This window comes from Dyadobacter sp. AC419 (assembly GCF_979253085.1).
On sequence record NZ_CEEDCD010000025.1, the window covers coordinates 26,511 to 52,724 of the forward strand.

The 26,214-nt window shown below is 44.6% G+C and carries 23 protein-coding genes; 13 read left to right on the forward strand and 10 right to left on the reverse strand.

Annotation, left to right across the window (positions count from 1 at the left end):
* The first annotated feature begins 4 nt into the window (after positions 1-4).
* The gene (locus AC0IYG_RS23945) at positions 5-865 is read left to right on the forward strand and encodes an SdiA-regulated domain-containing protein (RefSeq protein ID WP_471713596.1); all 861 of its coding nucleotides are present in this window, start codon (positions 5-7) and stop codon (positions 863-865) included.
* Entirely contained in the window at positions 862-4,650 is a 3,789-nt protein-coding gene (locus tag AC0IYG_RS23950; protein WP_471713597.1) for a metallophosphoesterase family protein, read from the forward strand. The genes AC0IYG_RS23945 and AC0IYG_RS23950 overlap by 4 nt, the downstream gene beginning before the upstream one ends.
* A 73-nt stretch (positions 4,651-4,723) precedes the next feature.
* Here the strand turns inward: AC0IYG_RS23950 and AC0IYG_RS23955 are convergent, their stop codons facing one another.
* Genes AC0IYG_RS23955 through AC0IYG_RS23965 form a run of 3 tightly spaced genes read right to left on the reverse strand, consistent with a single transcriptional unit; the run spans position 4,724 to position 6,760 of the window.
* A complete protein-coding gene (locus tag AC0IYG_RS23955) occupies positions 4,724-5,785 on the reverse strand; it encodes a YsnF/AvaK domain-containing protein (protein WP_471713598.1) in 1,062 nt (353 codons plus the stop codon).
* 47 nt (positions 5,786-5,832) lie between these two features.
* A complete protein-coding gene (locus tag AC0IYG_RS23960) occupies positions 5,833-6,216 on the reverse strand; it encodes a DUF2382 domain-containing protein (protein WP_471713599.1) in 384 nt (127 codons plus the stop codon).
* Positions 6,217-6,229: 13 nt separating this feature from the next.
* Complete coding sequence (locus tag AC0IYG_RS23965; RefSeq protein ID WP_471713600.1) at positions 6,230-6,760, reverse strand: DUF4142 domain-containing protein; 531 nt, start codon at positions 6,758-6,760, stop codon at positions 6,230-6,232.
* 200 nt (positions 6,761-6,960) lie between these two features.
* On the opposite strand from AC0IYG_RS23965, the gene AC0IYG_RS23970 reads away from it, so the two are divergent.
* The 5 genes from AC0IYG_RS23970 to AC0IYG_RS23990 all read left to right on the forward strand — a co-directional run bounded on the left by AC0IYG_RS23970 (position 6,961) and on the right by AC0IYG_RS23990 (position 13,200).
* Positions 6,961-8,184 carry a PAS domain-containing protein gene (locus AC0IYG_RS23970; protein ID WP_471713601.1) on the forward strand — a complete coding sequence of 408 codons (1,224 nt, stop codon included), beginning with the start codon at positions 6,961-6,963 and terminating at the stop codon, positions 8,182-8,184.
* Positions 8,185-8,306: 122 nt separating this feature from the next.
* Complete coding sequence (locus tag AC0IYG_RS23975; RefSeq protein WP_471713602.1) at positions 8,307-8,726, forward strand: response regulator; 420 nt, start codon at positions 8,307-8,309, stop codon at positions 8,724-8,726.
* A gap of 120 nt (positions 8,727-8,846) precedes the next feature.
* Positions 8,847-10,613 carry an ATP-binding protein gene (locus tag AC0IYG_RS23980; RefSeq protein ID WP_471713603.1) on the forward strand — a complete coding sequence of 589 codons (1,767 nt, stop codon included), beginning with the start codon at positions 8,847-8,849 and terminating at the stop codon, positions 10,611-10,613.
* A 247-nt stretch (positions 10,614-10,860) separates the two neighbouring features.
* Positions 10,861-12,510, forward strand: a complete 1,650-nt coding sequence (locus AC0IYG_RS23985) for an ArnT family glycosyltransferase (RefSeq protein ID WP_471713604.1) — start codon at positions 10,861-10,863, stop codon at positions 12,508-12,510.
* A gap of 75 nt (positions 12,511-12,585) precedes the next feature.
* Positions 12,586-13,200, forward strand: coding sequence for a hypothetical protein (locus tag AC0IYG_RS23990; protein WP_471713605.1), 615 nt, complete (start codon positions 12,586-12,588; stop codon positions 13,198-13,200).
* Between the two features lie 333 nt (positions 13,201-13,533).
* On the opposite strand, the gene AC0IYG_RS23995 is transcribed toward AC0IYG_RS23990, so the two are convergent.
* Positions 13,534-13,830, reverse strand: a complete 297-nt coding sequence (locus AC0IYG_RS23995; RefSeq protein ID WP_471713606.1) for a hypothetical protein — start codon at positions 13,828-13,830, stop codon at positions 13,534-13,536.
* Positions 13,831-13,989: 159 nt separating this feature from the next.
* On the opposite strand from AC0IYG_RS23995, the gene AC0IYG_RS24000 reads away from it, so the two are divergent.
* Complete coding sequence (locus AC0IYG_RS24000) at positions 13,990-15,036, forward strand: aldo/keto reductase (RefSeq protein WP_471713607.1); 1,047 nt, start codon at positions 13,990-13,992, stop codon at positions 15,034-15,036.
* Between the two features lie 34 nt (positions 15,037-15,070).
* On the opposite strand, the gene AC0IYG_RS24005 is transcribed toward AC0IYG_RS24000, so the two are convergent.
* Positions 15,071-15,709, reverse strand: coding sequence for a response regulator transcription factor (locus AC0IYG_RS24005; RefSeq protein WP_471713608.1), 639 nt, complete (start codon positions 15,707-15,709; stop codon positions 15,071-15,073).
* 643 nt (positions 15,710-16,352) lie between these two features.
* Here AC0IYG_RS24005 and AC0IYG_RS24010 point away from each other — a divergent pair.
* From AC0IYG_RS24010 to AC0IYG_RS24025, 4 genes are all read left to right on the forward strand, one after another.
* A complete protein-coding gene (locus tag AC0IYG_RS24010) occupies positions 16,353-18,728 on the forward strand; it encodes a putative Ig domain-containing protein (RefSeq protein WP_471713609.1) in 2,376 nt (791 codons plus the stop codon).
* 169 nt (positions 18,729-18,897) lie between these two features.
* On the forward strand, positions 18,898-19,398 hold the full coding sequence (locus AC0IYG_RS24015; protein WP_471713610.1) for a hypothetical protein: 501 nt from the start codon (positions 18,898-18,900) through the stop codon (positions 19,396-19,398).
* Positions 19,399-19,499: 101 nt separating this feature from the next.
* On the forward strand, positions 19,500-19,874 hold the full coding sequence (locus AC0IYG_RS24020) for a hypothetical protein (protein WP_471713611.1): 375 nt from the start codon (positions 19,500-19,502) through the stop codon (positions 19,872-19,874).
* Positions 19,875-20,032: 158 nt separating this feature from the next.
* Positions 20,033-20,242: a hypothetical protein gene (locus tag AC0IYG_RS24025; RefSeq protein WP_471713612.1), complete on the forward strand. Its 210-nt coding sequence runs from the start codon at positions 20,033-20,035 to the stop codon at positions 20,240-20,242.
* A gap of 279 nt (positions 20,243-20,521) precedes the next feature.
* Here AC0IYG_RS24025 and AC0IYG_RS24030 read toward each other — a convergent pair whose 3' ends face one another.
* Entirely contained in the window at positions 20,522-21,094 is a 573-nt protein-coding gene (locus AC0IYG_RS24030; protein WP_471713613.1) for a YfbU family protein, read from the reverse strand.
* 134 nt (positions 21,095-21,228) lie between these two features.
* Here AC0IYG_RS24030 and AC0IYG_RS24035 point away from each other — a divergent pair, with 134 nt between their 5' ends.
* The gene (locus tag AC0IYG_RS24035) at positions 21,229-21,447 is read left to right on the forward strand and encodes a hypothetical protein (RefSeq protein WP_471713614.1); all 219 of its coding nucleotides are present in this window, start codon (positions 21,229-21,231) and stop codon (positions 21,445-21,447) included.
* Here AC0IYG_RS24035 and AC0IYG_RS24040 read toward each other — a convergent pair.
* The 4 genes from AC0IYG_RS24040 to AC0IYG_RS24055 form a co-directional block, all read right to left on the reverse strand.
* Positions 21,444-22,715 (reverse strand): replication-associated recombination protein A, encoded by a 1,272-nt coding sequence (locus AC0IYG_RS24040; protein WP_471713615.1) that lies wholly within the window; start codon positions 22,713-22,715, stop codon positions 21,444-21,446. The two genes, AC0IYG_RS24035 and AC0IYG_RS24040, sit on opposite strands and share 4 nt — an antisense overlap.
* 102 nt (positions 22,716-22,817) lie before the next feature.
* Positions 22,818-23,399: an RNA polymerase sigma factor gene (locus tag AC0IYG_RS24045; RefSeq protein ID WP_015815162.1), complete on the reverse strand. Its 582-nt coding sequence runs from the start codon at positions 23,397-23,399 to the stop codon at positions 22,818-22,820.
* A 163-nt stretch (positions 23,400-23,562) separates the two neighbouring features.
* Positions 23,563-25,206, reverse strand: coding sequence for an adenine deaminase (gene ade / locus AC0IYG_RS24050; protein WP_471713616.1), 1,644 nt, complete (start codon positions 25,204-25,206; stop codon positions 23,563-23,565).
* The gene (locus AC0IYG_RS24055) at positions 25,203-26,105 is read right to left on the reverse strand and encodes an AraC family transcriptional regulator (protein ID WP_471713617.1); all 903 of its coding nucleotides are present in this window, start codon (positions 26,103-26,105) and stop codon (positions 25,203-25,205) included. Before AC0IYG_RS24055 ends, ade begins: the two co-directional genes overlap by 4 nt.
* Positions 26,106-26,214 lie beyond the last annotated feature (109 nt).

Consider the following 26,214-nt stretch of genomic DNA (forward strand, 5'->3'; position numbering starts at 1 on the left):
CATTATGGCCACATTTTTACAGCAACTATGCTTTCTGGCTCTAATGGGTTTCTCCCTGACGGGGTGTGACTCAACGAAAAAAGAAAAGGTAGTTTACAAAGATTACGACCTCACTAATCCCGACAAATTTAACATGCCCGAAAGCCTGTTTGAAATCTCCGGAATCGCTTTCAACCAGCACAATGCGGACACCGTATATGCCGTGCAGGACGAAGATGGGAGACTATATCGGCTGGGCTGGGATAATCCCAAGCAGCATAGCGCAAAATTCGCTAAGAAAGGTGATTACGAAGATGTTGCGATTTTTCGTGACAAAGTAGTCGTCCTTAAAAGCAATGGTTTTTTATACACTTTTCCCTTGTCGGAAGCCATTTATGAAGATCCCGAGCAGATTCTTGAATACAAGAAAATCCTGCCGAAAGGAGAATATGAAGGCATGTTTGGCGAAGAAGAATCAGGGAAGATATACATTCTTTGCAAAAACTGTCCGCAGGACGATTCCAAGATCAGCGTAACGGGTTACATTGTTGAGCTGGACAAAGACTCGACGCAGGCAACGGGCACATTTGCCATCAATGTAGACGAAATCAAGGCGCTTACGGGCAAAGTTGCGCGCGGTTTCAAGCCATCCGGTCTAGCCAAAAATCCAGTGACCAATGACTGGTATATTATATCCGCAGTGAATAAAATGATGGTGGTTACGGACAGCAAATGGAAGGTGAAAGAAGTTTTTCCGCTAAACGGAAATATGTTTATCCAGCCCGAAGGAATTGCATTCGACAAAGCCGGAAACCTGTACATTTCAAACGAAGGTGATGATTTGTTCTCAGGAAATATTTTGAAGTTTAAAAAGATGAGCCGATGAAAAAAGTGCTTTCTTACATTGCAATCGGCCTTTTTGCAACATTCAATTTCTCTTGTGCGAGTTATAAGACGCAGTTTTCAAAAGAAAGCGCAAATTGGGAAAAAGACGCGCCCTCGCCCGACCTGGTGTTGAAACACACCATGTATTTGATCGGTGACGCAGGAAACGATTCCCCAAAAAGCCGCGCTCCGGTTTTGGAATATCTCAAAACCAAGCTTGAAACAGAGAGTAAAAACAGCTCAGCAATATTTCTTGGTGATAACATTTATGAATATGGGATGCCGCCAGCCGAAGATTCATCGGACCGGGAAGTGGCGGAATTCCGGATAACGTCGCAGCTGGAAACGCTCGATAAGTTCAAAGGAAGGCCTGTGTTCCTGCCTGGCAATCACGATTGGCGTGGCTGGGGTGTGAAGGGTTTGAAGCGGCAGGAAAAGTTTGTAGACAAGTATATCAATGAAAAGCGGGGCGTAAAAGAGAAAGAGGATTACGAAAACTATTTCTTGCCGCTGGACGGTTGCTCAGGTCCCGAAGTGATCGAACTTAATGATAATGTGGTGATTATCGTTGTTGATTCGCAATGGTGGCTTACGGACTGGGACCGCGATTCCAAAATAAATGACGGTTGCGAGATCAAAAACCGGGAGCAGTTCCGATTTGTTTTCGAAAATGTGGTGCGGAAATACCGCAACAAAAATGTGGTGTTCGCCATGCACCATCCGCCTTACACGTACGGCCCGCACGGAGGCCGCTTCACGATCAAGCAGCACATTTTCCCGCTCACCGAGCTAAATCCGGACCTTTGGATTCCGTTGCCCGGTTTGGGAAGCATCAGCGCATTGTTCAGGGCGACGATTGGTTCCAAGCAAGATATGGCCAATAAGCATTACAAAGACCTTCGCACAGCCGTGATGGCAGGCGCAAAGAAAAATGGCAAATTTATCTTCGCAAGCGGTCACGAACATGCATTGCAGTTTATAGAAAATGATGGTCAAGAGTTTATTGTAAGCGGCAGCGGCTCTAAAAACAGCCCCATCAGCCTCGGAAAAGGCTCTCAATTCGCATCTCCCAAATTGGGTTACTCGACATTAAACTTTTACGAAGGCGGCGAAACCTGGACCAATTTCTGGGAAGTGACGCCTGACGGGAAGGATGTTAAATTGATTTTCCGAAAAAAAATTAAAGACAAACAGACCATCGAAATTCCCGATTCGAGCATTGCTTTTACAGAACATAACGAGCATAGGGACTCCTCGACACATTATGTGACCAGTAATGTGGTCAAACCGGTCGGCAGTTTTCACAATTTCCTGTTTGGGAAGCATAACCGTGCTTTATATGTTGAAAAATATCCTTTTCCGGTTCTGGACCTCGATCAGTTCAAAGGCGGTGTTATTCCTGTAAAGCAGGGTGGGGGCAACCAGACCAACTCATTGCGATTGCGGGACAGCGAAGGAAAGGAATATGCATTGCGCGGGCTTACCAAAGATGTGAGCCGGTTTCTGCCGTTCCCATTTAATCAAATGATTGCCGCAAAATATCTGGTTGAAGACAATTTCCTTTCAACCAATCCCTTTGCGCCACTTTCGATGCCGGTGCTAGCCGAGGCTGTGAAAGTTTACCACACCAATCCAAAGCTTTATTATGTGCCCGCGCAACCTGCCCTGGCGACTTACAATGCACTTTTTGGCGGAACAATGAACTTGCTAGAAGAGCGCCCGGATGGCAAAAAATGGAAGCAGGCGGCGTTTTTCGGTAATCCGGATAAAATTGTGAGCACACCGGAACTGGTCGAAGAAATGCTCGAAAATGCCAAGAATAAAGTGGACGAACCTTGGGCGATCCGGACACGGCTTTTTGATTTTGTGATTGGGGATTGGGATCGGCATGATGACCAATGGGCGTGGTCGTCGGTCAAACAAAAGGACGGCACGACGCTTTATCGTCCGATTCCAAGAGACAGAGATCAGGCTTTTTCAATGTATGACGGCGTGCTGACGGGCGTTGCGCGACTGACTTTGCCGTTTTTAAAACAATTACAAAGTTTTAGTCCGGAGATTCAAAGCATGAAATGGACGACTTGGAGTGCGCGGCTTTTTGACCGGACTTTTCTAACGCAACTCAGCTGGGAGCAATGGGAAGAGCAGGCCAAATTTATCCAGCAAAACCTGACGGACGAGGTCATCAGCAATGCTTTCGCCAGCTGGCCCGACAAGGCGAGGGAAATATCCTCACCGGCGTTGATCCAAAATATGAAAGTCCGCAGGGATGATCTGCTGAAAATTGCCAGGACACATTACGAATTCCTGAGCGCGCATGTCAATGTGATCGGCACAGAAGAAGAGGAGCGCATTGTTGTAGAAAGGCTTGATGAGAAGCGCACCAAAGTTTCTGTTTATGAAAAGGGAAAAGATGGCAAGATTAAGCACCTGAATTATGAACGCACCTTCGATTCGGACATTACCAGGGACATTAACATTTACGGAAATGGTGACGATGATGAATTTATCGTAAAAGGCGATGTCAAAAAAGGCATTAAACTCCGGCTGATCGGCGGATTGGGAACCGATGTGTTTGCAGACAGTTCGCGCGTAAGTTCAGGCGGGAAAAAGACATTTGTTTACGACGACCTGCGCAATAACACAGTAATTTCCGGCCCGGAAACAAAAGATAAACGCTCGGGACTTTATCGTTACAATGTATATGATCGCAGAAGTGCGGATAGCAACTACGATATAACCATTCCGTTCCCCATTTTGGGGGTTAACCCGGACGACGGCTTCCTCATTGGTGCCAGTGCCAGCATGACACGTTATGGTTTTAAGAAGGAACCTTATGCATCCAGTCACATATTCGGTGGCAGCTATGCCTTTGCAACAAAGGGATTTAAGCTGAATTATACGGGTGATTTTATCAATGCATTCAAAAAGTTTGACTTTTATCTGGACACTTATTATCACGGCCCTACTTATGCATTCAACTTCGCGGGCATTGGCAATACAACCGAAAGAGTTGTAGATGATGCGGACTTTTATCGCGTGCGGCAAAGCGCTTTTCACATTTATCCTGCGATCAAAAAGCGCTTCGGAGGCAATGCTGGCTTTATTTCGCTCGGTCCATTCTTTGAAATCTCTGACATTCAGCCAACAGGCGGAAGATACATTACCAGCCCTGAGAACGGATTGCCGGGTGATATTTTCAAAACCAAATCGTTCACCGGCGCAAAATTGCTGATTGATTTCAACAGTGTCGACAATATTTTTTCGCCGCACACGGGAATTCGCTTCAGCGCAGGATTTAACTGGACGACGAATCTCGACAACAAGCAGGATTTCAGGTCATTAAGGGCGCGTTTTGCTTTCTATAATAGTCTGGATGCTAATGAGAACATTATCCTGGCGTCACAAATTGGGACAGGAATTAATTTTGGCAATGGTTATGAATTTTTCCAGATGCCTACTCTGGGTGGAAAGCAGGGGTTGCGCGGTTACAGGACGGAACGCTTTTACGGAAAAAGCACACTTTGGCACGATACGGACTTGCGAATCCGCCTAGGAAGCAGTTATAACCCAACATTGCCGCTAACTTACGGCGTGTTCGGAAGCTTTGATTATGGACGCGTATGGCTGGAAGATGATCCGTCAAAAAACTGGCATTACAGTTATGGCGGCGGCGTTTGGCTCGCCCCTGTGGATATTCTGACATTTGCCGTAGGCGCGTTTATTCCAAAAGAACAAAAGGAGGAAAAGCCTCGTATTGCATTTCAGATCGGTTTTTGGTTTTAGAAATCATTGGCCAACAAACGAAAAAGGCCCTTATCGCATTGACAAGGGCCTTTTTTATATTATTAACTTATTCTCACCAAGCATCTCTTTCTCTTGATGTAAGTCTTTCTCTGTCGTCATCCACATCCAATGTGCGGTCTGTCACATCTTCACTGGTAACCTCTGTGCTGCGCACTGTATCGCGGATAATTTCATCCTTTTCCTCCACATTGCGGTTCACGCTTACTTCTTCCACTACACGTGCATCTTTGCTGACCATTGAAACTTCGGCGTGTTCCACCATTTCAATGGTGCCTTCTTTGAAATTTGCAAAATCAGCTTCTGTTGCCTCACGGTTCACAGGTCTGCGGTTAACATCAATGTGTTCTTCACGCAGACGGATTGTTTCCTCCACCGGCCTTTCGATAATGCGGCTTCTCAGGCGCACGCCACCCGTTGTAACTTCGCGTTTGCCCACATTAAGCGTTTCTTCAATTACCGGAATAGAATCAGATGTATTAATATCCGCATCCGCTGTTGTGCTATAATCAGCCGTCGTGCGGTATTCATCTGTGTCGTCATAATTTCTCGTTCTGTTCAATCTTTCCAGATCATCCGCATCATCCCTCACCGCCGAAGCTGTGCCAGGATTGTTTGTTGGTGTGGAATAGACTTTATCAGGCAGAAAAGATGAGTTGCCGGAAGTGTAAAGCGGATCCACCGTGCCGGTTTCTGCGCTTGAATAAGTGTCCGTGCCTAATGTGCCAGCTTGTGATCCTGTGTATGAATCAACATCCGAAATGCCCGATTGTGATCCTGCAAATTCATTTACATCCACTGCGCCGCAATCGTCCAGAATGTCCGCTGCTGCTAATGCTTCCTGTTCAGTTACTGCATGCACCGTAACAATCGATCCGCGGCTTCCTGCTCTTGTATATCTGTCAGACTCGTCCTCGTCATCGAAAAGACGGGAGAAGAAATTGCTGATCTTTCCACCAGTTTCCGTACGCTGCCCGTCCGTAGTGCGGTCATCATCTGCGTCTACATTATGGTTTACATCTATCTGGCTCAGATCAAAGCCATTTGAAATCAAAGTTTGTTTCGCTTCCTGCGCGTCTGCACTTTTTTCAAAGATTCCTATTACTGTCTGTGACATGGTTTCTAACTTTTAATGGTTTAAAAATAGTTGTTGATAAAGTGTAATTATTCTTCCGGATCCAGCTTCTCAATTCTATTGATGGTCACTTTCTCCTTCCTTACTGTATGCTTGCTTGAATGCATTTCCTGTGAAGTGTTGCGGGTAACATGCAATTCCTCCACCAGAACGATCTTTTTAACAATCACTGCTTCTTCGCGCACTACGGAGATGATCATGGTGTCTCCTTCGTAGCGCACTGCGGGCGGCGCCGTCTCGACATATTGATTGATTTCTTTCTTTTCAATGTTAATGTGCTCCCGGTTTAGCGGTAATTCCAGCAAAACCTCTTCTTCTGTGACTTTTTTGTCAAATGTGTAGCGGGCTTTTTCGATTACTTTTTTATCGACTTTAAGCTGCTCCTCAATTACCGGGATGACGGTCTCTTCCATAGCAATGCTTGGTTTAGTTACCCGTGGAGTCCTTCAAAGAACGTGCCATTTCAAGGTGATCCCTTAGAGCCGGCAATTTATCCGATGCCCAGCTTTTCAGTTCCGTATTTCTTCCGCTGGTCGCCTGTGTTTCAAAAAGATTCACCGTTTCCATGTGCGAGGTAACCATCATGTTTACATAAGTTGAATCAAAAGCCACTCCCGAAAGTCCGGAAAGTGAATCGAGCCTCTGCTGCATTTTATTGGAAAGTGTTGTTGGTAAATCAACATTGTTCTTGTCAGCAAGCGACATCAGTTCTTTATTCACATCTGTGTGATCATCGACCATTTCCTGGCCATAATCCTTGATTGCGTCAGTCGTTCCTTTTGCAGAAGCAACTTGTCCTGCATTCACCTCAAACAATCCGCCATCTGCGGCGGATAGCATAAACTGCTTGTCCAATTCGGCGACAACATCTACACTGCCGTTGTCATCATTGTCGTCGCATGCGGCGGCAGTTAACATCATTGCCGCAAACAAAAAATAAATTCCTCTTCTCTTCATAATGGTGTGTTTAAGGTTTTAGCGTTTGTTGATGAAGTTTTCCGGGGATGAATAATAATTATGCCAGAAGCGTTTCGAGAATCCGGCGACATTACCATCAGGTTTGACAAATATTTTTGGTAATATTAATTCTACGATATTGGAAAATTATATTAGATTGCCGTTTTTACGGTTGAGAACCGGACAAATTAATCCCCTTCATGAGTATTTACGAACAGGCTGGAAAGGAGAAGAGTGGCTTTGGTTCTTCTGAGGTGTCATATCGGGATTTGTTTCAGTATAATCCGCAGCCCATGTGGGTTTATGATGTGGAAACTTTTCAAATATTGGATGTGAATGAAGCAGCAGTTCGTCATTACGGATATGGCAGAGACGAATTTTTGCAGTTGACGATCAAAGACATTCGCCCCAGCAACGATGTTCCGATGGTGGAAGCGGCTGTGGAAGCGGTGCGGCAGCATGACAAACTTTACACGTCTGGTGTTTACCGGCACAAGAAAAAGGACGGCTCCATTATCTACGTCACATTGCAAAGCAATATCATTTATATAAATGGACGGAAAGCCGAGCTCGTGCTGTCAAATGATATCACAGAAAAGCGCAAGGCCGACGAGAAATTCAAAGCGATCTTTGAGCACACCCGTGATGCGATCTTCATTTGTGATGACGGCGGCAATTGCATGGATTACAATGATGCAGCGCTGGCGCTTTTCGGTTATTCCAAAGTTGAGCTGAGCAGCATGAGCATTTTTGACTTTGTCGTTTTCCGCGAAGGGCAAAACTCATGCGAAGTGTGGCAGCAGTTTTTGAATGGGGAAATATTAAATGGCTTGATGCAGGTGCGGCATAAGTCGGGTAACATCATCATTGGCAGCTTTAATGCGCAACCGAACATTCTGCCGGGCATGCACCTTTGCATACTGACCGACGTGACGGACCTTAAACTGAGCAACGAACGTTACCGCCTGATTTTGAATGCAGCGAACGAGGCGATTTATGACTGGGACATTCAGCAGGATAAAGTTGAATGGGGAACCGGATTTAAAGATATCTTTGGCTACGATCTTGACGTGTACAACAACCATCTCTGGTCGGACAACATTTACGAGGAAGACAAGCTTCGGGTTATCGATGAAATTCTGACTGCAAGAAGCAATCCTGAATGTGAAATGTCTGTTACGGAATGCCGTTATGTGCGTTGTGACGGAAGCGTGGCGCTGGTGGAGCACAGGATCATTTTTTTACGTAATAATAATGGGGCGGCGATCCGGGCAGTAGGCTCAGTGCGGGACATTACAGACTACAAGCAGAACTTACATCGGATTCAGCTTCAAAACGAGCAATTGAGGGATATTGCATGGATTCAGTCGCATGTGGTGCGCGCACCATTGACGCGGATGATGGGTTTGGTAGAGTTACTTTAAGATTGGGGAATATGGGGATTTGGGGAAAGAAGCGATCCTCAACCTCGTCCATGAGTCAGCCGCTGAGCTGGATACGGTTATAAAAGACATAGTGAGTAAGGCAGATAAAGTTCAGATGAGACATGAAGAGTGAACTGAAAATTCTTTTGGTGGATGACGATAAGATCATGCTCTTTCTGCACGAAATGTTTCTCAGAAAAAGCGGGATCTATTATGACACCGTCTTATGCTATAATGGATTGGAAGCCCTGGAATATCTGGACGCAAATGCTTCGGAGGAAACAATTTTTCTGATCCTGCTGGACATTAATATGCCCGTTATGAACGGATGGGAATTCCTAAATGCGATAGGTGACCGGTCATATCTGGATCGTGTTAATGTGGTCATGGTCAGCTCCGCAACCGAGGAATCAGAGATGCGTAAGGCGCACGCATATCAGCAGGTGATCGATTATCAGCAGAAGCCGTTAAGCGTTGAAATGTGCAAGAAGATGATGGAATGTGAAATGTTAAAGCAATTTTTTCAGGATTTAACCGCTTAATAAATAAATTAAGTTTATCCGAACATTTGCTGTAAGCCGGACAGACACGTTGAAGACAATGTGCCTGTCGTTTGCTACATTTAGTCAAGCAAATTAACGGTCCAGAAAACATTTCCATTTTTGAAAAACATCGAATACACAGAGTCTTTTGAGCGGCTTTGGGAAAGTGAAGTCGAAGCGGGAGGCACCTTTAATAACAAGCTTTTTTGCATTACTTTCCTGATTTGCAACCCCGCTTCCTGCATCGGTTTTTACCTTGCGGAAGATCCATTCTTTTTTACGCTGCTCTGCACGCATTTTATTTCCAGCAGCATTATCCTTTTCCTTTTAGTTTTAAATCATAAAAAGCTGATTTCGGGTCAGCGCATGAGCTTTTATACGCAGGTCGTGCTCATCGGTTTTTATTCTTACTTGCTTGCGCAACCGCATGTTTCTTATGCCCAATCGTGCCTTAACCTTACATTAGGCGTCATTTTTGCAGGGTTAATTTTGCGCTGGCCACTTCGATATGCGCTGATATGCAGTGCTTTAAGCATTGTGCTTTATCCGCTGGCCATTTATACGGGCGCGACCACTTCCTTAAAGGCCTTTTTTGAAGACGGCGGCATTTTTCTGCTCATCACGCAAATACTTTTTCCTTTTGTCATGAAGCTGAGCGTGGCAAAGGATAAGCGGGAGTTTTACTATCGCTATAATCTCGAACAGCAAAATGAAAAACTGGAACGCCAAAAAACCATAGCAGAGAATGCTATGCGGGCAAAATCCGATTTCCTATCCATTATGAGCCATGAAATCCGCACACCGTTGAACGGGATTGTCGGCCTTGTGCACATTATGATGGAAGATTCCGGTAAGGCGGAAAACCAGCAAGAGCTTTTGCAAACCTTGAAATTCTCTTCGGACCACTTAATGAGCGTCGTTAATGATGTGCTGGATTTTAACAAGATTAACTCCAACCATGTGCATCTCGATCCGGTGCCATTTGACCCGGGACTGCTCTTTGAAAATCTGCGCAAAACGTTTGTTCCCCGCGCTGATGAAAAAGGCCTCGCACTCATTTTCGACATTGACAACAAGCTGCCCGCGCGCATCACCGGCGACGCGATCCGTCTGAACCAAATTCTTAATAATCTCATCCATAATGCAATCAAATTCACTTCCAGGGGGCATGTGAAGCTTACTGTGAGAGAAAAACGGAGAAATGATGCTTTGATACAACTGCACTTTGCAGTGGAGGACACGGGGATCGGGATCGCCAAAGAAGAACAGAAAAGTGTTTTTGAAATTTTCACCCAGGTCAAACCAAAAGTGCAGCAGGATAACACCGGAACCGGGCTCGGACTGGCTATTTCCAAAGAGTTGCTCCGGCTTTTCGGAAGTGAAATCGTGTTAAGAAGCGAAGCCGGCAAGGGTGCCGTTTTCTCATTTGATCTGAGTTTGGCTTATTCAAACCATGCGGTGGTTTCCAAACCTTTGCAAAAACACATTGTTACTGCGGTGGCTTATCCGCAGCCAAAAGTGCTCGTAGCGGACGACAACAAGACAAATCTGACGCTCGCAACGATGCTGCTGCAACGCCGAAACATTCTTTTTGAGATAGCCGGCAATGGGCAGGAAGCTTACGAAAAATTTGCCGAAGGCGGCTTCAATCTGGTGCTCATGGATTTGAGAATGCCCATTATGGATGGTTTCGAAGCCACCGCGCTTATCCGCGAAATCGACCAGGAAATTCCGGTGATCGCATTGACTGCTTCTGCCTTTGAAGACGAAAAGGAGCGTGCAATGGCCAGCGGATTTACAGGTTATCTGACCAAACCATTTATTCCCGAAGATTTTTACAATTACATTTTCCCATTCCTAGGCATTCAGACGGCGAAAGTCCATTAACTATCAGGCAATTGGGCTGGACGCAATCAAAATCCTTATGCCGTTCAGGTGTCTCAATGATAGAGGTTTGCTAACGTTTATTGCTGACCGTTCCAATGTGCATATCCTTCTCGAAAAGCACCTCACTGCCTTTTTGTTTGGCACTTAAAATCGTTTTGATATTCTGGTCACAAATAAGCCGGTGTTTTGTAAGTTTGCCCCATCCCCTGAAACGCGAATTAGGCAGGGTTCATGAAAAAGTAAGGATATGCATGATGTTGAGCCGGGATTGAAACATTATTTTCCATGGTTGTTGCTTTTAGGAATTGCATTGAACCTGCCCGGATTATGGCTGGAAATCATTGAGCCCGACGGAGCACTTTACGCCACCATTGCCAAGCATATGGTGCTTCATCATGATTATAGCAACTTATGGCGCGACGGAGAGGACTGGCTCGATAAGCCACATTTTCCGTTTTGGATGGCCGCATTCAGCTACAAAATATTCGGCATCACAAGTTTTGCCTACAAGTTTCCCTCATTCCTGTTCTGGCTCCTCGGGCTTTATTACACGTATCTGACAGCCCGCGACCTTTTCAATATTTCCGTTGCCCGCATTTCAGTATTGATTTCAGCCGTTGCGCTGCACAGCACATTAGCGAATTTCGATGTGCGCGCCGAGCCATATCTTACCACTTGCATTGTGGCCGCCGTGTGGCATATGCTTTGTGTTTATCAAAATAAGCATTGGATCCACATTGTTGCAGCAGCCTTTTTTGCGGCTTGCGCTATCATGACAAAAGGCATTTTTGTGTTACTCACCATTGCCGGTGGCTGGGTGCTTTTCTGGGTTTTTACAACGCAATGGAAGCAGTTTGTCAATTATCGCTGGTGGTTAATGCTGCTGCTCTGTTTCATTTTTATCCTGCCCGAATTGTACAGCTTGTACACTCAGTTTGACTTGCATCCGGAAAAAATAGTATTCGGAAAAACAGGCGTTTCGGGCTTGAAATTCTTTTTCTGGGACAGTCAGTTCGGCCGCTTTTTTAACACCGGGCCTATTAAAGGAAGCGGAAATGTGACCTTTTTCATGCATACGACGCTTTGGGCATTCTTACCCTGGTCTCTGGGCTTGGTTGCAGGCATTGTTTATCTCATTCGTTTTGATACAAACAGAAATCCCATCCGCTGGATCATTTACGGAAGTACATTGCTGACATTTGTTCTCTTTTCACTTTCGCGGTTCCAGCTGCCGCATTACATTGTGATCCTGTTTCCTTATTTTTCTATCATAACAGGTTATTTTTTATTCCAACAGGCAAAACACATTAAGCTCGGTTGGCTGGCAAGGATCCAGCAAGTGCTCGTCGTGTTATTCGCATTGCTGGTGATCGGGCTGCTTTATTTTATGGGTTTGCCAAATGCGTTGTGGGCCATTATCGCGACTGTTATACTCGTTATCGCCGTTAATGTTATTCCAAATCAAAGTCCTTTACAGCGGATCTTGTACAGTGGTTATGCGTCGGCCGCAATCATGTATGTCTTCCTTTTTTTCTATTTTTATCCATTCCTGTTGCATTATCAGTCGGGCCGCTATGCAGCGAAGACAATCTCGACGACCAATGCCGGTGCACCGGTTACAGTCTACAAATCGTTATCTCACTCATTGGAATTTTACGCACCAGGTCACGTGCAACTCACGAATACAAGCGAACAGCTGGACACATTTTTGGAAAAAAAGCCCTGCTTCATTTACACTTCTCCCGAACTGGCGGACAGCCTGCTAAAAGCCGGGTTGCCCGGAAAAGTTATTGCAACGCCCGACTATTTCCGCATTACCAAACTGAAAGGGAAATTCTTAAACCCAAAAACGCGGAGCAGCGTTACTGAGAAGCGGTCGCTATTATACGTTCAGTAGCAAGCATTAGGGGAAATCGGCTGGAACAATTATTGATATAATGGTGACTATCATCATCAACGAAAAATCAATAATATGAAAAAGCTAAAAATTACTGCTGCTGCATTGATGTTTGCATTATGCGGCACAGCATATGCCCAGACGACCAATCAAAGTTCGAAACCATCAACTACGGTGAAGGACTCTACACAAACCCAGGGAAACAGTGCGCAGGGAACTGCTGCATGGCCACAAGCCACGGGAACATCCGGCAGCACGACGCAGTCTCCCGCAATGGACACGACGGGCAAAACGTCTAAAACCCAAGGTGCGGGCACCAGCGAAAATACAGGTCAGACACAAGGCACTGGTCAGGGTAACGGAACGACAACTTCCGGAACTCCATCACAGCAAGCGCAGGGAAACAGTTCACAGGGAACTGCTGCATGGCCGCAAGCAACCGGAACATCGGGCAGCACAACAGAGTCGCCTGATCCTACAATGAAGTCCGGAACAACGGGAACAAGCAAGTCTTCAAGCGCAACATCCAGCCAGCCATCTGAACCGCAAGCGACTGAACCGGCAACAGGAGTAAGCGCTACGGGACAAGGAACGAGTGGTGAAATGAGCGATAATTCGAAGTCGAAGAAGAAAGATAAAAAACGCAAGAACAAAGAGAGCGAAGGCAAGAATGCCTCAGATCCGAGATAAAAATCTGGCAATAAGATCAATCACACACTTGACATTTGTTAGAACTAATTCTAAATTGTAATTATAATAGATTGATTAGTAAGTGTTAATGGTTGTGAGAAGATATTATTGTTATGAAAAGGTTTAACAGTTTGATGGCTTTGAGGTGGTTTATATATCTGCCAATTATTTTTCCCTTATGTGTTTTCCTGGGTGCTTTTAAAGGCATTTTCGAAACGACAGGAAAGGTTTTCAGAAGAATGTTGCTCGATGTTGAGCTTTTATAGGGAAGAATGAGCAAAGGATTAAGATGGCGTTAGGGAGGACGCCATCTTTTTTGTGCCGGCAATAATGTTAGCGCCAGTCTGGTTTTGAAATCAAAATCACTATTAAATAAAGCATCGTGAATGCTGAAAATATCAGGATCGGCGTGCCCGGAATCCAGAGTATAACATTTGCTACGGAAAGCTTACCCGAGTTTTTCATGCTGTAAGCGATAGCGACAACGATCGCAAGCACGATGCCGATCAGATTAACAAAGCCATTATGCCCTGATGCGTATTTTAATGTAACCGCATCATAAACTGCATTCACGATCACCAGCACAATGGCGATACAATTGACGATAACTCCCGCTGTGAACCAAAACATAAAATGAGTTTTAAGAGTGTGAAATGGCGCAAGTTATCGGCCGCATCTTGCTGATTCATAGTAACAATTATTTTAAGGTTTGAAGGATTAGGTAACGGTTCCTTTTAGATTTAAGGCATATTTCAATAATTTTCCAACAGAACATAACGGACTTCAAATATGGAATACAGACAATTAGGCGCATCGGGATTACGCGTGCCTGTACTGAGCTTTGGAACAGGGACTTTTGGCGGAGGCGGCGATTTTTTTAAAGCATGGGGGAGGACGCAAACGGATGAGGCTGCGCGTCTGGTGCATCTGTGTATGGATGCGGGCATCACATTTTTCGATACAGCGAATGTTTATTCCCAGGGACTTTCTGAGGAAATTCTTGGCAAAGCGATCATAGGCTTGCGTGATCAGATCATTCTTTCGACCAAGGCAACATTCAAAATGGGGAGCGGTCCTAATGACTTCGGCTCATCCCGCTTTCATTTGATTAAGTCTTGTGAGGACAGTTTGAGACGACTGAATACGGATTATATAGACATTTACCACATGCATGGTTTCGATGGCGTCACACCTGTCGAGGAAACTTTAAGTGCATTGAATGATCTTATTACGAGCGGAAAAGTGCGTTACATTGCCTGTTCCAACTTTTCGGGCTGGCATCTTATGAAATCACTTTCTGTCTCTGAAAGATACGGCTGGGCCAAATACATTGCACATCAGGCACATTACTCGCTGATAAGTAGGGAGCTGGAGTGGGAATTGATGCCGCTTGGCCTGGATCAAAACATCGGGACGATTGTATGGAGTCCGTTGTCGGCCGGTCGGTTGAGTGGAAAATACCGGAGAAATCAGCCTATTCCGTCAGATGGCCGCATTGCACAAGGCGGGGGAGAAGGACCGGAAATCCCGGAGGAGTTTTTCTTCAACCTCATTGACGTGCTGGATCAGATCGCCGCAGAAACAGAAAAGACGGTTGCGCAGGTTTCCCTTAACTGGCTTTTACAAAGACCAACTGTCAGCAACATTGTAGTAGGCGCAAGAAACGAAGAGCAGCTCAAACAAAACCTCGGTGCGGTGGGCTGGAACCTGACATTGGAGCAGGTTAAGCGGCTTGACGAAGCGAGTGAAAAGTCTCCGGTTTACCCCTATTGGCACCAGCGCAAAAACCCTGCTCTGAATCCGCTGCCGGACTTTTACGCAAAACTAAGTCGTTAATATCTTCATAAGCTGGCGTGTGAACCATGCAAGCTTATTTTAATTCAGGAATGTATAATCCGTGCTGCATAGCGTAAACGATGAGGTCGGTTGTGCGTTTCACCTTCAATTTTTCCATGACGCTCCTGTGATAATATTGTACAGTATGCGCGCTCAATTTGAGATCATAAGCGATTTCCTTGATCGTGCGTCCGCTGCAAACTTTTCGCAAAACCTCTTTCTCACGCGGCGATAAATGCAGTACGATCTGCTCTTCTATAAAGACGCTGTTGATCAGGTTGTCACGAATCCCTTTGCCAATGTATTGCTTACCCGAAATCACCTGTGACAATGCTTCTTTGAGCTCGTCGAGCGAAGTGGATTTGGGAAGGAAGCCATTTGCTCCTCTTCTGATCGCGTGCTTGATCGTTTGCACGTCTGTTACATGCGAGAGAACAATGATTTTCATTTCTTTTGGCATCCTTGCCCTGGCGAGGTCCAGCAGTTCCAATCCCGTCAATCCGTTCATAGTCCAATCCATGATCAGGATTGTTGGTGGGCAATTGGATCTTTCAGCCAGAAATTCATTTCCATCACAATAGGTTACAACATCCCGCACTTCGGGCATTTGCTGCAGCAGCGCCTGGAGCGCATCGGTGAGCAGTACAAGCTCATCCACTAAAACAATGTTCATACAACTATTTTTGAGGCTGCTCAAAACATAGTTTGAGCGTAGCTCAGGTTCTTTCGATTTACTTTCCATACCAGAGTTGGCCATCACGGGCTGATTTGTCGAGACTTCAAGACGGAGGGTTTAGGAAGCAGATCTTATAAGTTACTGTAATTTAAGTTAATACGTTGAGAAATATCATCATAAATCCGATGCAATGGCAATTTAATAATAATAAATATAAAAAAGGTGTGGCTAAAATTAATTCTACACCCGCTATTATTTGGGGGGTTCGGAGTAGTACTATTATGCGGGGAAAACTTGATATATTAATAGATACATTTGCAAACAACTACTATTTGCAGGTGCTGAAAGTATAATTAGCAAGGCCAGTAATGCAATGATGTAGCCGATTGTTGACAAAATTCATTACTCACCTTTAAACCCCATTTTTTGAAAAAAACTTATACATCCCCAGGTATTTGATACCCAATTTCTAACACAACTTCCAGCTGTTCACCAGCCAGAAATCCTCCATAAAAAAAATCACAATCAGAGTTACGAAAAAACGCCTGCAAAATCGGTGGGTGACACACTATGCCCTAAGAAAATCAAAGTCTATTATTCACATTAACGGTCCTTTATATCTATCTAAATTTCTACACTTATGAAGCGTTTTACTATTAATTCTAACCAAGCCGCGGCTAGTAAAATAAGAGCAGCGGCTGTGCTTGCCAGTCTTATTTTATTTGCAATCGTCGGGCTATCTAATGAAGCCCTCGCGCAGAAATACCGCCGGGTTTATGCGTCATCTCAAACCAATAGTGGGGGAGGAGACGTTGCCAATCCTTTGGCGGCCATTGATGGTACTTTAACCACCGCGAGTTCGCTGGAATTTCCAACATCGGTCCTTTCTAGTCGGAATTTCCAGCAGCTAACATTTCCATCAACTCCCACCACTGACGCTCCGGTTTCAACCGATCAAGTTCACATCAAATTTGGCATTGACGCAGGTATTTTGGGTCTTGGTGGTGAGATTGAAATCCAGGCATACAATGGCGGGACGGCCGTAGGTACACCAGTGGAAATACAGAACCTTTTAAAAGCTCTTGGCGGTAATGCGCTTTTTGATTATGTATTCACACCGGGCGTGGCTTTCACTAGCATTAGGATTACTACAGATGCTATTCTGGACCTGGGCGGAGATATTGATATCTATGAGGCATACATTAACAAAGCTGCCACTGTTGATATTAATTGCAGTGGAGTAGCAGATATTCTGGACGGAAATGCGGGAACGCTTGTCGGTGGTGTCAATGGTGTTTTGAATCCTGCTGCCGCAGCAGATGGAAATGATGGTACGGCCGCAACTCTTACGGCTGCGGTTTCAGCTGTAGGTGCTAAAACATACGTAACGTCAATTTTTAACTCCGTATCGCCAGCGGGTGACTTTGTAAGAGTGTTGGTGGGCGTTACAGGGTCGCTTTTGGATGTTTCTGTGCTATCAGAAAAATTAGCAATCAGAACCTATCTAGGCAACACTTCAACCAACATATTATCAAACAATCCCGTTATTTCCGTTAACATCCTTGGAAACGGAACATTGACAGAATTTTTAATTCCGACCACAACCGCCTTTGATCGGGTAGAGGTCTCACTGGCCAATGGTTTGGTTCAGGCATTGTCAACGCTGAGTGTTTACGAAATCGGAACACAAATTCCACCGCCAACAGTAACGACGTCAAATGTTACCATTTATACAGGTCAAACTGCTCAACTTTCAGCCACTACAACCGGCAATGGCGTATTGTGGGAAAATCCCAATTATGCTTCAAGCACCGCTAATCCATATACAACTCCGGCGCTGACTACAAACACAGCTTTTACTGTTAAAACAAGCCGCACGGGTTGCACCAATCTTTCAGCAGCGGCTGTCGCAAATGTTACAGTCCTTCCTTTGACTGTTGCCATATTGCCGTCCGGTGTTGTGGGTGCATCTTATCCATACGCATTACCAGTTGCAACTGGTGCTAACGGTCGTGATTTGTCATTTGAACTGGTTGCCGGCCAGGGTAATTTGCCAACTGGTTTAACGCTTGATCAGGCAACAGGCGTTATTTCAGGAACACCTACGCTGGCGGGGACATTTCCTTTCAAAGTTACAATTACAGATGTAACCGGTCCGGGCACAATTCCAGCAGGAACTTACGATTTTAGCATTACCATTGACAGTGCGCCGGCTCTTACATTTACGGCCGGAAGTTATCCACCTGCGAATATTGCAACTCCATACGGTCAAGCGATTCCTCAGGGTGTGGGCGCAGCTGGTGGTGTAGGGCCATACACTTATGCATTGGTTGGGCCTTCACAATTGCCAGGAGGGTTAAGCCTTGCTGCAAATGGCACGCTTTCAGGAACGCCGACAGTTAGCGGTCTCTATTCATTTACTGTACAGGCTACCGACGCTCAATCAAATACTGTGCAGGGTGTGTTGTCGATCGAAATTGGTTCGTTGCCAGTAACATTGATCAGCTTCAAAGCCACTTCTGAAGGACCGGTTGCATTGCTGACATGGTCAACTGCTACTGAGGTGAACAGCGATCGCTTTGACATTGAGCGCAGTCAGAATGGTAAGCAGTGGGCGATAATTGGTACAGTACAATCCAACCATGAAAGTGCGTCGCAACGTTTTTACGATTTCAAAGATGCGCAGCCTTTGGACGGACAAAATCTTTACAGATTGAAAATGGTGGACAGAGATGAAACATTTGCTTACAGCCACATTGAAAATGTAAAAATCACAGGTTCGGCATTTATTTATCCAAACCCTGTTGTCAATGCAGAAAATATCAACCTTAACCTGACCGATTGGTCGAAAGTTAAGCTTGTGAAAGTGGTTAACGCACAAGGTAAAACTGTTTTCGAAGCTGCAAATGCTTTGACGACGGGCATCAGCACCAAGAATCTGAGCGCAGGTTCATATGTTGTGCAGGTTCTCCATACCAATGGCACCGTTTCTGCACACAAATTTGTAAGACAATAGTCCTGTTCAACACGACACACATGCAAACCGCTGACATTCGATCAGCGGTTTGTTTTTGTTTATACGATTATCGTTGCAAAAAAAAGTGAAGGCAATGAAATGATGCTGCGGATCGGTATATTTGCGTTTAACAGCATCACAAAAACTTACCAACGTTAACGAAATACATATGCCAGGAAGAAGAGGCAAAAAGGCCAAGTTCAAAAAGTTCTTTATTCCTTTATTAAAGTGGATCAGTGCGATAGTCCCAGTTTGTGCATTTATTTATATCCTCTACTATTACGGCCAATTCGATTTCCTCAAAGAAAAGCCGGTTGTTAAGTCAAAAACAGAAGTGCTCAGCCAAGCCGATTCGCTAAGTGCCCTCAACAGCGAAAACAAGGAAAAGCTGCTTGGTAAAATCAAAATCCTCGAAAATGAATGGCATTCCGTAGGCGGAATTGCAATCCATAGCATGGTCATTGAAAACAGCTCACCGACAACTGTAAAAAACATTGAAGTTGAATTCAAATATCTTTCAGAAACGCAATCGGTGATCACATCAAAAATCGTCACGATCAAAACGCCGCTTCCAGCCAAGAAATCAACCAAGGTTTCAGGCGTAAGCGTGGGCTACGTTAACAATTCAGTTGTGGGTTGTGATACGAAAGTGGTTAATGCTACAATCTGATTAAGTTTCCGGATTCTCTCTAAGGTTAATGTTCAGCGTCTTTTGCCGAACAAGGCATGGTTTTATTGATTTGTAGCGCAATGCTCTACTAATATAAAATCATGACGAATCCAGAGGAAACAAAGCAGCATCTTTACAAAATTCAGGACTTCCTTTTTCAATATGAAGGGATCGAAAAGCACCCGGAATATAACGAGGATCAACAAGTGTATCTGCGGGTGCTGAAACTGCTCGCGGAAGAGAAGGGCCTCGATTTTATCAGTAAAGAATTCAGCGATCCGGACGTCTCTTTTCAAAGCACCTTAAACAGGTGGAACCCCATTCTCACCTTCCTTGTCACGGACGCGCTTTCCGAGCTTGAACCGGATAAAAAGCATAAGCTGTTTCAGAAAAAGCTCACCGATATGACGGGTTATGAATTCCGGAAATATCTCGGCTATCTGCAAGATGAGAAGCTGTTAAACAGGCAGTTATAGCGACTTATATTCCACACTTTTCAACATTAATCCATTTCAGTTCTACAAAATCAGCTCTGAAATAGCCTTGAAAAGCCCTTTGAGCCCGCAGTTTGACTGGTACGATATTTTTTCTTTGTGATAAAACTACTACGACAACCTGACTAAACTGGGTAATCATGACGCAGCTACTTCAAAGTATATATACTATCGCACCTTATCTGTTTGTAATGGTGCTTTTGGGAGCCACATTTTGCGGAGTTTGGCTGATAACCCAGTTGAAAAAATCATCAGGAAGTAATCGTTACGAGCAGGAGCGCTATTCAGTTGCAGACCGGATGTTCATTAAACGCAATGCGTCGAGATTGAGAAACGTGGAGTTTCATTGATTTTCATGCACTACATATATACTTGCAATTAACACCACTATGAAATGCACCTTCGAGGTGCATTTTTTATGATGGGCATAAAAGAAAACATCCCAAATACAGTGTATCCGGGATGTCTGATTTTACTCAACGTTATTTGATGATCAGTCGCCTGGGCATCATTAACAAATTTAATACAATCTTAATTAAAAACGTCATTTTTTATTCAGGAAATTACATTTTTTATAGAGATTTTAAGTAAATCTGCTTCACGTTTCGCTTTATTATGTCTTCTTCTGCTCAATGTGTTTGTGAAGGCGCATTTGATTCCTGCCTGGCCAGCACGGCATCAATGAATTTCTGCAAATCGGTCAATGCATATTTTTCTTGCTTATCCGTCTCATAATCAGAGAAAACCGACAGCATCCTGTTGTATTTCACCATGCATGTGCTGTTGTGCGATTTGAGTTGCCGGCCTTTGTAATCGCCATGTTCATCCATGCGGTCAACCAGATAAGACATCATATAATAATGCATTCCGCTGTCCTCGTCGAAGCCTTCAAATTCCAGTGTGGCAAGATCGAGCAGTTCTTTTTCATCATCGGAAAGCAGCTTAATAGACTCATTGATACGGCCGTACATTTTCATAATGTCCGAAATTTCCGTGTATACGCTGATCGGGACTTCTTCGTAAAGTGAATTGAAAACCTTGGGATAAAGGCCGGTGTATCCTTTTTCTAAAATCTCAATGCGCCGCTCGTTCAGCTCTCTTTCTTTTTCGTCGCTGATCAGCGATAATATTTTACATTGATTTATTAATAATTGCCTCTCTATCAATGGTATACTTTCAGGGATCATAGAGTTATTGTTCATCGTATTTGTATTTTTAAGCGCATGCATCCAATTTTGCTTATAAAGTTTACCAATGTTTGTGATATTTCACGTATCCAAGGCATCTTTACATAATTTAAACGCCATTTTTCGCAGTTGCTGTCGACGCTCAACCCATGAAAAAGAACACACCTAAAACTGACCGTTCGGTGAAGCAGGCGCCGGTGCAAATGCAGTCGCCGGACAATGCATCGCTTGCGGAAAAAGAAACGGATGAAAATCTTGAAAAAATGGCTGAAAAGCTGACAAAGGAGTGGAACAAGCCAGTTAAGGCTGGTAAAAAGCCAGACCTGTCATTTGCCAAATTTGCCGAAAAACTGCGTAAAAACCGTTAGTAACCATACCAGTCACCCCACCAGTGTTGCAGCTTTTTGCGTATTTCTTCCTCCCGCGCATTCAGTCCCGGCTCGAATATTTTTTGCCCTTTCAGGTCATCAGGCAGGAAGTTTTGTTTGGCAAAGCTGCCCTCAAAATCATGTGAATATTTGTATTCCTTTCCGTAGCCGATCTGCTTCATCAGCTTCGTCGGCGCATTGCGTAAGTGCAGCGGAACGGGCAAATGAGCAGTGTTTTTTGCCAATTCAATTGCATCCCCGATCGCCATATAACTCGCATTGCTCTTCGGCGAAGTTGCCAGATAAATCGCCACTTGCGAAAGAATAATGCGGCATTCCGGATAACCGATCACATTTACGGCCTGCATGCAGGCATTGGCCATAATCATCGCCGTGGGGTTTGCATTTCCAATGTCTTCTGAGGCCATAATGAGCATTCTGCGCGCAATAAATGAAGGATCTTCACCCGCGACGATCATGCGCGCCATCCAGTAAACGGCCCCATTCGGGTCGCTTCCGCGTAAGGATTTGATAAATGCAGAAATAATATCATAATGCTGCTCACCGGATTTGTCGTAACGCGCAATGTTCTGCTGCGCCACTTCGGTTACCCATTCGTCGGTGATCACAATGTCTTTTTCCTCTCCTTTTCCCAGAATCACCAATTCAAGCAGATTGAGCAATTTACGGCCGTCACCCCCAGAGAGGCGCATTAATGCATCATAGGAAGTGAATGTGACGTTCTTTTCTTTTAAAAACTGATCTTTTGCCAAGGCACGCTCGATCAGTTGCTTTAATTCCTTTTCCCCAAATGCTTCCAAAATGTAAATCTGACTTCTGGACAAAAGTGCAGAATTGATTTCAAAAGAAGGATTTTCGGTCGTCGCACCGATCAATGTAACCTGTCCTTTTTCGACTGCACCGAGCAATGCGTCCTGCTGGCTTTTGTTGTAGCGGTGAATCTCGTCGATGAACAATATGGCTGGAAACAATCCGGAAGGACGCGCGAGCACTTCCCGCAAATCCTTCACACCCGAACTGATCGCGCTCAGGTTGTAAAATTGTCTTTTTGTGGTTTCGGCAATGAGCAATGCCAATGTGGTTTTTCCGACTCCGGGCGGTCCCCAGAAGATCATCGAAGGGATCGTGTTTTGCAGGATAGCCCTGCGCAAAGGGCCGTTTGGACCTAATAATTTTTCCTGGCCAACAAAATCATCCAGGGTTCTCGGGCGCAGGCGTTCAGCTAATGGCGTGGAGTTCAGCGACATTCAAATGGTCTTATTTCTGTTTGTTAATGATATGCATATTTAACAAAAAAAGCGTGGCTTAGTTCGCCACGCTTTTCTGCTCCAAAGGGAAGTAAGTTATAATCAGAAGGTCAGCCTGTCAAGCGTCATTTGCTTTTTAAGGTTTCCTAATGCACCAAAAACCAGGTTATAAACAGACTGAATGTTGATTTTCATCAGATCTGCAATTTCGTGGTTATTCAAATTCATGTAAAATTTTAAGAAAATGGCTTCCCGCTGACGACGTGGAAGTCCGTTGATCGCTACGTTTAAATGTTGGTTAGTCGATTCAAATTCTTCTTCCGAAATCAGATGATTTTCGTGAGAAGGCGTGTTGATATGCCAGTATTCTACCGGAATATCTTCATTGCTTGTATGCTTTTGCTGCGCATTCAGGTGGCGAACCAGCTTTCTTTTGATTGACGCCATAAGATAAAACCGAACGGAAGTGGTGTCACCCAGCGTCATTCGGTTTCTCCACAGTTCTACGAACAAGTCGTGAATGCAATCTTTAATCAGCGGTTTGTCAATTGTAAATTGTGAACAATACTGATAAAGAATGTGCACGTAAGAGCGGTAAAGGCATGCATAGGCATTTTCATCGCCTTTTCTGAACTGATCCCAAAAACAGAGTTCTTCTTCTTGCTTGTAGCGTAGGTGAGCCATTGTTTGGAAAGGATTTTGATTGGGGTTAGGAATTGATATAGAATAATAAGGGTCATTATTACACTTGTAAATATATTTATAAAAAAACAGATTAAAAAAATATTTTCGTCAGAAAATTATATTTCAAAGGTCAATGTTACCATTTTGTTAAAAATGTAACTTTTCAGACACTTAATGGGGTGAATTTGAAGTTTTGCCCGTCAAAAAGTCCCTTATCACTTAATTTGAGTGCGGGAATTACCAGTAAAGCCATGAAAGACAGCGTCATAAAGGGCGATTGCAACGTGGAAAGAAGCTGATCCTTAACAAAAAGATCAAGTAAGGTGTAAGAAGCGGCAACTTCATAGCCGTCCACATCCGTCATAATTCCAGCAATCGGAAGCGGCAGTAAATGCGCTTCACCTTTGCCTGCCGCCGAAATGCCGCCCTTCGCCTGAATGATGAGATTGACGGCTGTCGCTATACTTTCATCGTCACATCCCACACATATTATATTGTGCGAATCGTGGCCAACACACGAAGCGATAGCACCGGATTTGAGACCGAAGTTTTTGATAAAAGCGATGGCGGGCCGGTCGGCCGGAGACGCAGATTCATATCGATTAATCACAACCATTTTCAGAATGTCCCGATCCGGATCTGAAACGATTTCATTGCCATTCTTTTTTGCAGCAAAAATTAGCTCATTCGTAATCAGCTGACCTTCCAATGCTTCAATCACCCGGATCTCAGATTCGCCTGCATGTTCTGCCAGACATTTAAAATCAGAGGCCGTTTTCGGTTTGCAAACAAAATGATTGGGATGTGCGCTTCGGAGATCGGGGATAAGGGAAACGCCGTTTTTGGCAACAAGCTCACCATTGATCCACGTTTCGAGAATGTTAAAGGCTTGTAAATTATCGACCAGAATGAAGTCCGCTTGATCATCATTTCTCAGCAAGCCAACAGGCAGGCCATAATGCAGCACCGGATTAATGCAGGCCGCGCGCAACACAGCCCAAGTGTCATAGCCAAGCCCAACCGCCCTTTTGACTAATACATTAATGTGCCCCGCAACCAGATTATCGGGATGCTTATCGTCTGAACAAAACATGATCTCTTCCGGGAATTCAGCAATCAGCGGAATCAATGCATCAAAATTCCGTGCTGCACTTCCCTCACGAATCAGGATTTTGACACCATAATCGATCTTTTCGCGGGCTTCATCATATGTAAAGCATTCGTGATCCGTGCTGATGCCGTGCGAAGCATACTTTCTTGCAGCCTCACCGCGCAGGCCCGGCGCATGGCCGTCGATCACCTTATTATAATGTTTCGCCCAATTGATTTTCGCTATCATATCAGGATCTTCGTTAATCACGCCGGGGAAATTCATCACTTCCGCGAGATAACCAATGTCTTCACTGGCAAGCAGCTGGCCCACCTGATCCGCATCAATGACAGCTCCCGCGGTCTCAAATGTCGTCGCCGGAACACACGAAGGCGCACCGAAACAAAATTTAAACGGCACGCGCTTGCCGTCAGCGATCATATATTCCACGCCTTTAACGCCAAGCACATTGCCAATTTCGTGCGGATCCGAAACCGTCGAAACCGTCCCGTGCACGACCGCCAGCCGGGCAAATTGCGCAGGTGTAAGCATCGAGCTCTCTATATGTACGTGCGCGTCCGTGAAGCCGGGCAATGCGTAAGGCAAAGCTGGATTTTCGGGGCCTTTGATCACGATGTTTTGAATCCGTCCGTCCGCAATGTGCAGCTCCGCTTCTGAAATGGTTTTTTCAAATATATTGACAATATTGACGATCATAATGTTGCGGTTAAATTCGGCAGGTGATTCGGGATTTTCCGGAATTCTTTCTGATAAACCAAAGGACTTTTGCCCGTATGGAGTTTAAAATATTTATTGAAATTGGCAAAGTTGTTGAACCCACTTTCGTAACAGATCTGCGCCACGGGAAGCTTCGTTTCCGACAACAACTTGCAGGCGTGTCCGATCCTTAATTCGAGTAAAAACTGTGAATAGGTTTTCCTGCTGCGACTTTTGAAATAACGGCAGAATGAATGCGGGCTAATGTTGGCTATTTCGGAAATCTCTTCAATCGAGATTTTTTTCTGGAAATTACTAACCGAATATTGGTAAATGTGATTGAGCCGCTCCGTGTCAAACTGGTCATATTCCTGCTGATAATGGGTGTGTGACAATGTCTTGATCTCGCCGCAATGTGCCAGGTTTTCAAGGATTTGTAACAAAGAAATAACCGGGTTTCCGCTTTTCTGATCAAGCAGTTCCTGCAAAAGCATTTTCACTTTTTCAGTCCCTTCGCCCAATAGTTTCATGCCAAAGTGCGCTTTGAACAACAGTTCACGAATGGACTTGTTTTCGGGCAGATCCAGGAAAGCGTCGCCAAAAAGATCTAGCGAAAAATGCACGACCGTTGCCTGTGCATAAAGCTGACTTTCGCGCTGGAAATATTTCTCATCGCAGCGCCAGTAATGTGGCAAATTGGGCCCTATGAGCAATAAATCGCCGCTTTGAAAATTCTGAATGTTGTCGCCTACAAATTGAGTGCCCGAGCCTTGCTCAATATGAATGAGTTCGAGTTCTGGATGATAATGCCATTTGTTATAAAAGTAAAGCACAACATCACGGCGGATACTGAAAGATTTTTGCAAGCCTTTCGGGACTTTCAGTAATTGCGGTTTCATAAATAATTACAAAAAGAATCTATTAACAGGAGATATATGCCAATATAGTTGAAAATTTTGCCATAATTGCGAATCAATGTATTGAAATATTTCTGTTCATTTGTTGATA

Bases quoted from the DNA above. Each gene is read 5' to 3' on its own strand.
- AC0IYG_RS23945 (WP_471713596.1), top strand. From the start codon at position 5: ATGGCCACATTTTTACAGCAACTATGCTTTCTGGCTCTAATGGGTTTC.
- AC0IYG_RS23950 (WP_471713597.1), top strand. From the start codon at position 862: ATGAAAAAAGTGCTTTCTTACATTGCAATCGGCCTTTTTGCAACATTC.
- AC0IYG_RS23955 (WP_471713598.1), bottom strand. From the start codon at position 5,785: ATGTCACAGACAGTAATAGGAATCTTTGAAAAAAGTGCAGACGCGCAG.
- AC0IYG_RS23960 (WP_471713599.1), bottom strand. From the start codon at position 6,216: ATGGAAGAGACCGTCATCCCGGTAATTGAGGAGCAGCTTAAAGTCGAT.
- AC0IYG_RS23965 (WP_471713600.1), bottom strand. From the start codon at position 6,760: ATGAAGAGAAGAGGAATTTATTTTTTGTTTGCGGCAATGATGTTAACT.
- AC0IYG_RS23970 (WP_471713601.1), top strand. From the start codon at position 6,961: ATGAGTATTTACGAACAGGCTGGAAAGGAGAAGAGTGGCTTTGGTTCT.
- AC0IYG_RS23975 (WP_471713602.1), top strand. From the start codon at position 8,307: ATGAAGAGTGAACTGAAAATTCTTTTGGTGGATGACGATAAGATCATG.
- AC0IYG_RS23985 (WP_471713604.1), top strand. From the start codon at position 10,861: ATGCATGATGTTGAGCCGGGATTGAAACATTATTTTCCATGGTTGTTG.
- AC0IYG_RS23990 (WP_471713605.1), top strand. From the start codon at position 12,586: ATGAAAAAGCTAAAAATTACTGCTGCTGCATTGATGTTTGCATTATGC.
- AC0IYG_RS23995 (WP_471713606.1), bottom strand. From the start codon at position 13,830: ATGTTTTGGTTCACAGCGGGAGTTATCGTCAATTGTATCGCCATTGTG.
- AC0IYG_RS24000 (WP_471713607.1), top strand. From the start codon at position 13,990: ATGGAATACAGACAATTAGGCGCATCGGGATTACGCGTGCCTGTACTG.
- AC0IYG_RS24005 (WP_471713608.1), bottom strand. From the start codon at position 15,709: ATGAACATTGTTTTAGTGGATGAGCTTGTACTGCTCACCGATGCGCTC.
- AC0IYG_RS24010 (WP_471713609.1), top strand. From the start codon at position 16,353: ATGAAGCGTTTTACTATTAATTCTAACCAAGCCGCGGCTAGTAAAATA.
- AC0IYG_RS24015 (WP_471713610.1), top strand. From the start codon at position 18,898: ATGCCAGGAAGAAGAGGCAAAAAGGCCAAGTTCAAAAAGTTCTTTATT.
- AC0IYG_RS24020 (WP_471713611.1), top strand. From the start codon at position 19,500: ATGACGAATCCAGAGGAAACAAAGCAGCATCTTTACAAAATTCAGGAC.
- AC0IYG_RS24025 (WP_471713612.1), top strand. From the start codon at position 20,033: ATGACGCAGCTACTTCAAAGTATATATACTATCGCACCTTATCTGTTT.
- AC0IYG_RS24030 (WP_471713613.1), bottom strand. From the start codon at position 21,094: ATGAACAATAACTCTATGATCCCTGAAAGTATACCATTGATAGAGAGG.
- AC0IYG_RS24035 (WP_471713614.1), top strand. From the start codon at position 21,229: ATGAAAAAGAACACACCTAAAACTGACCGTTCGGTGAAGCAGGCGCCG.
- AC0IYG_RS24040 (WP_471713615.1), bottom strand. From the start codon at position 22,715: ATGTCGCTGAACTCCACGCCATTAGCTGAACGCCTGCGCCCGAGAACC.
- AC0IYG_RS24045 (WP_015815162.1), bottom strand. From the start codon at position 23,399: ATGGCTCACCTACGCTACAAGCAAGAAGAAGAACTCTGTTTTTGGGAT.
- ade (WP_471713616.1), bottom strand. From the start codon at position 25,206: ATGATCGTCAATATTGTCAATATATTTGAAAAAACCATTTCAGAAGCG.
- AC0IYG_RS24055 (WP_471713617.1), bottom strand. From the start codon at position 26,105: ATGAAACCGCAATTACTGAAAGTCCCGAAAGGCTTGCAAAAATCTTTC.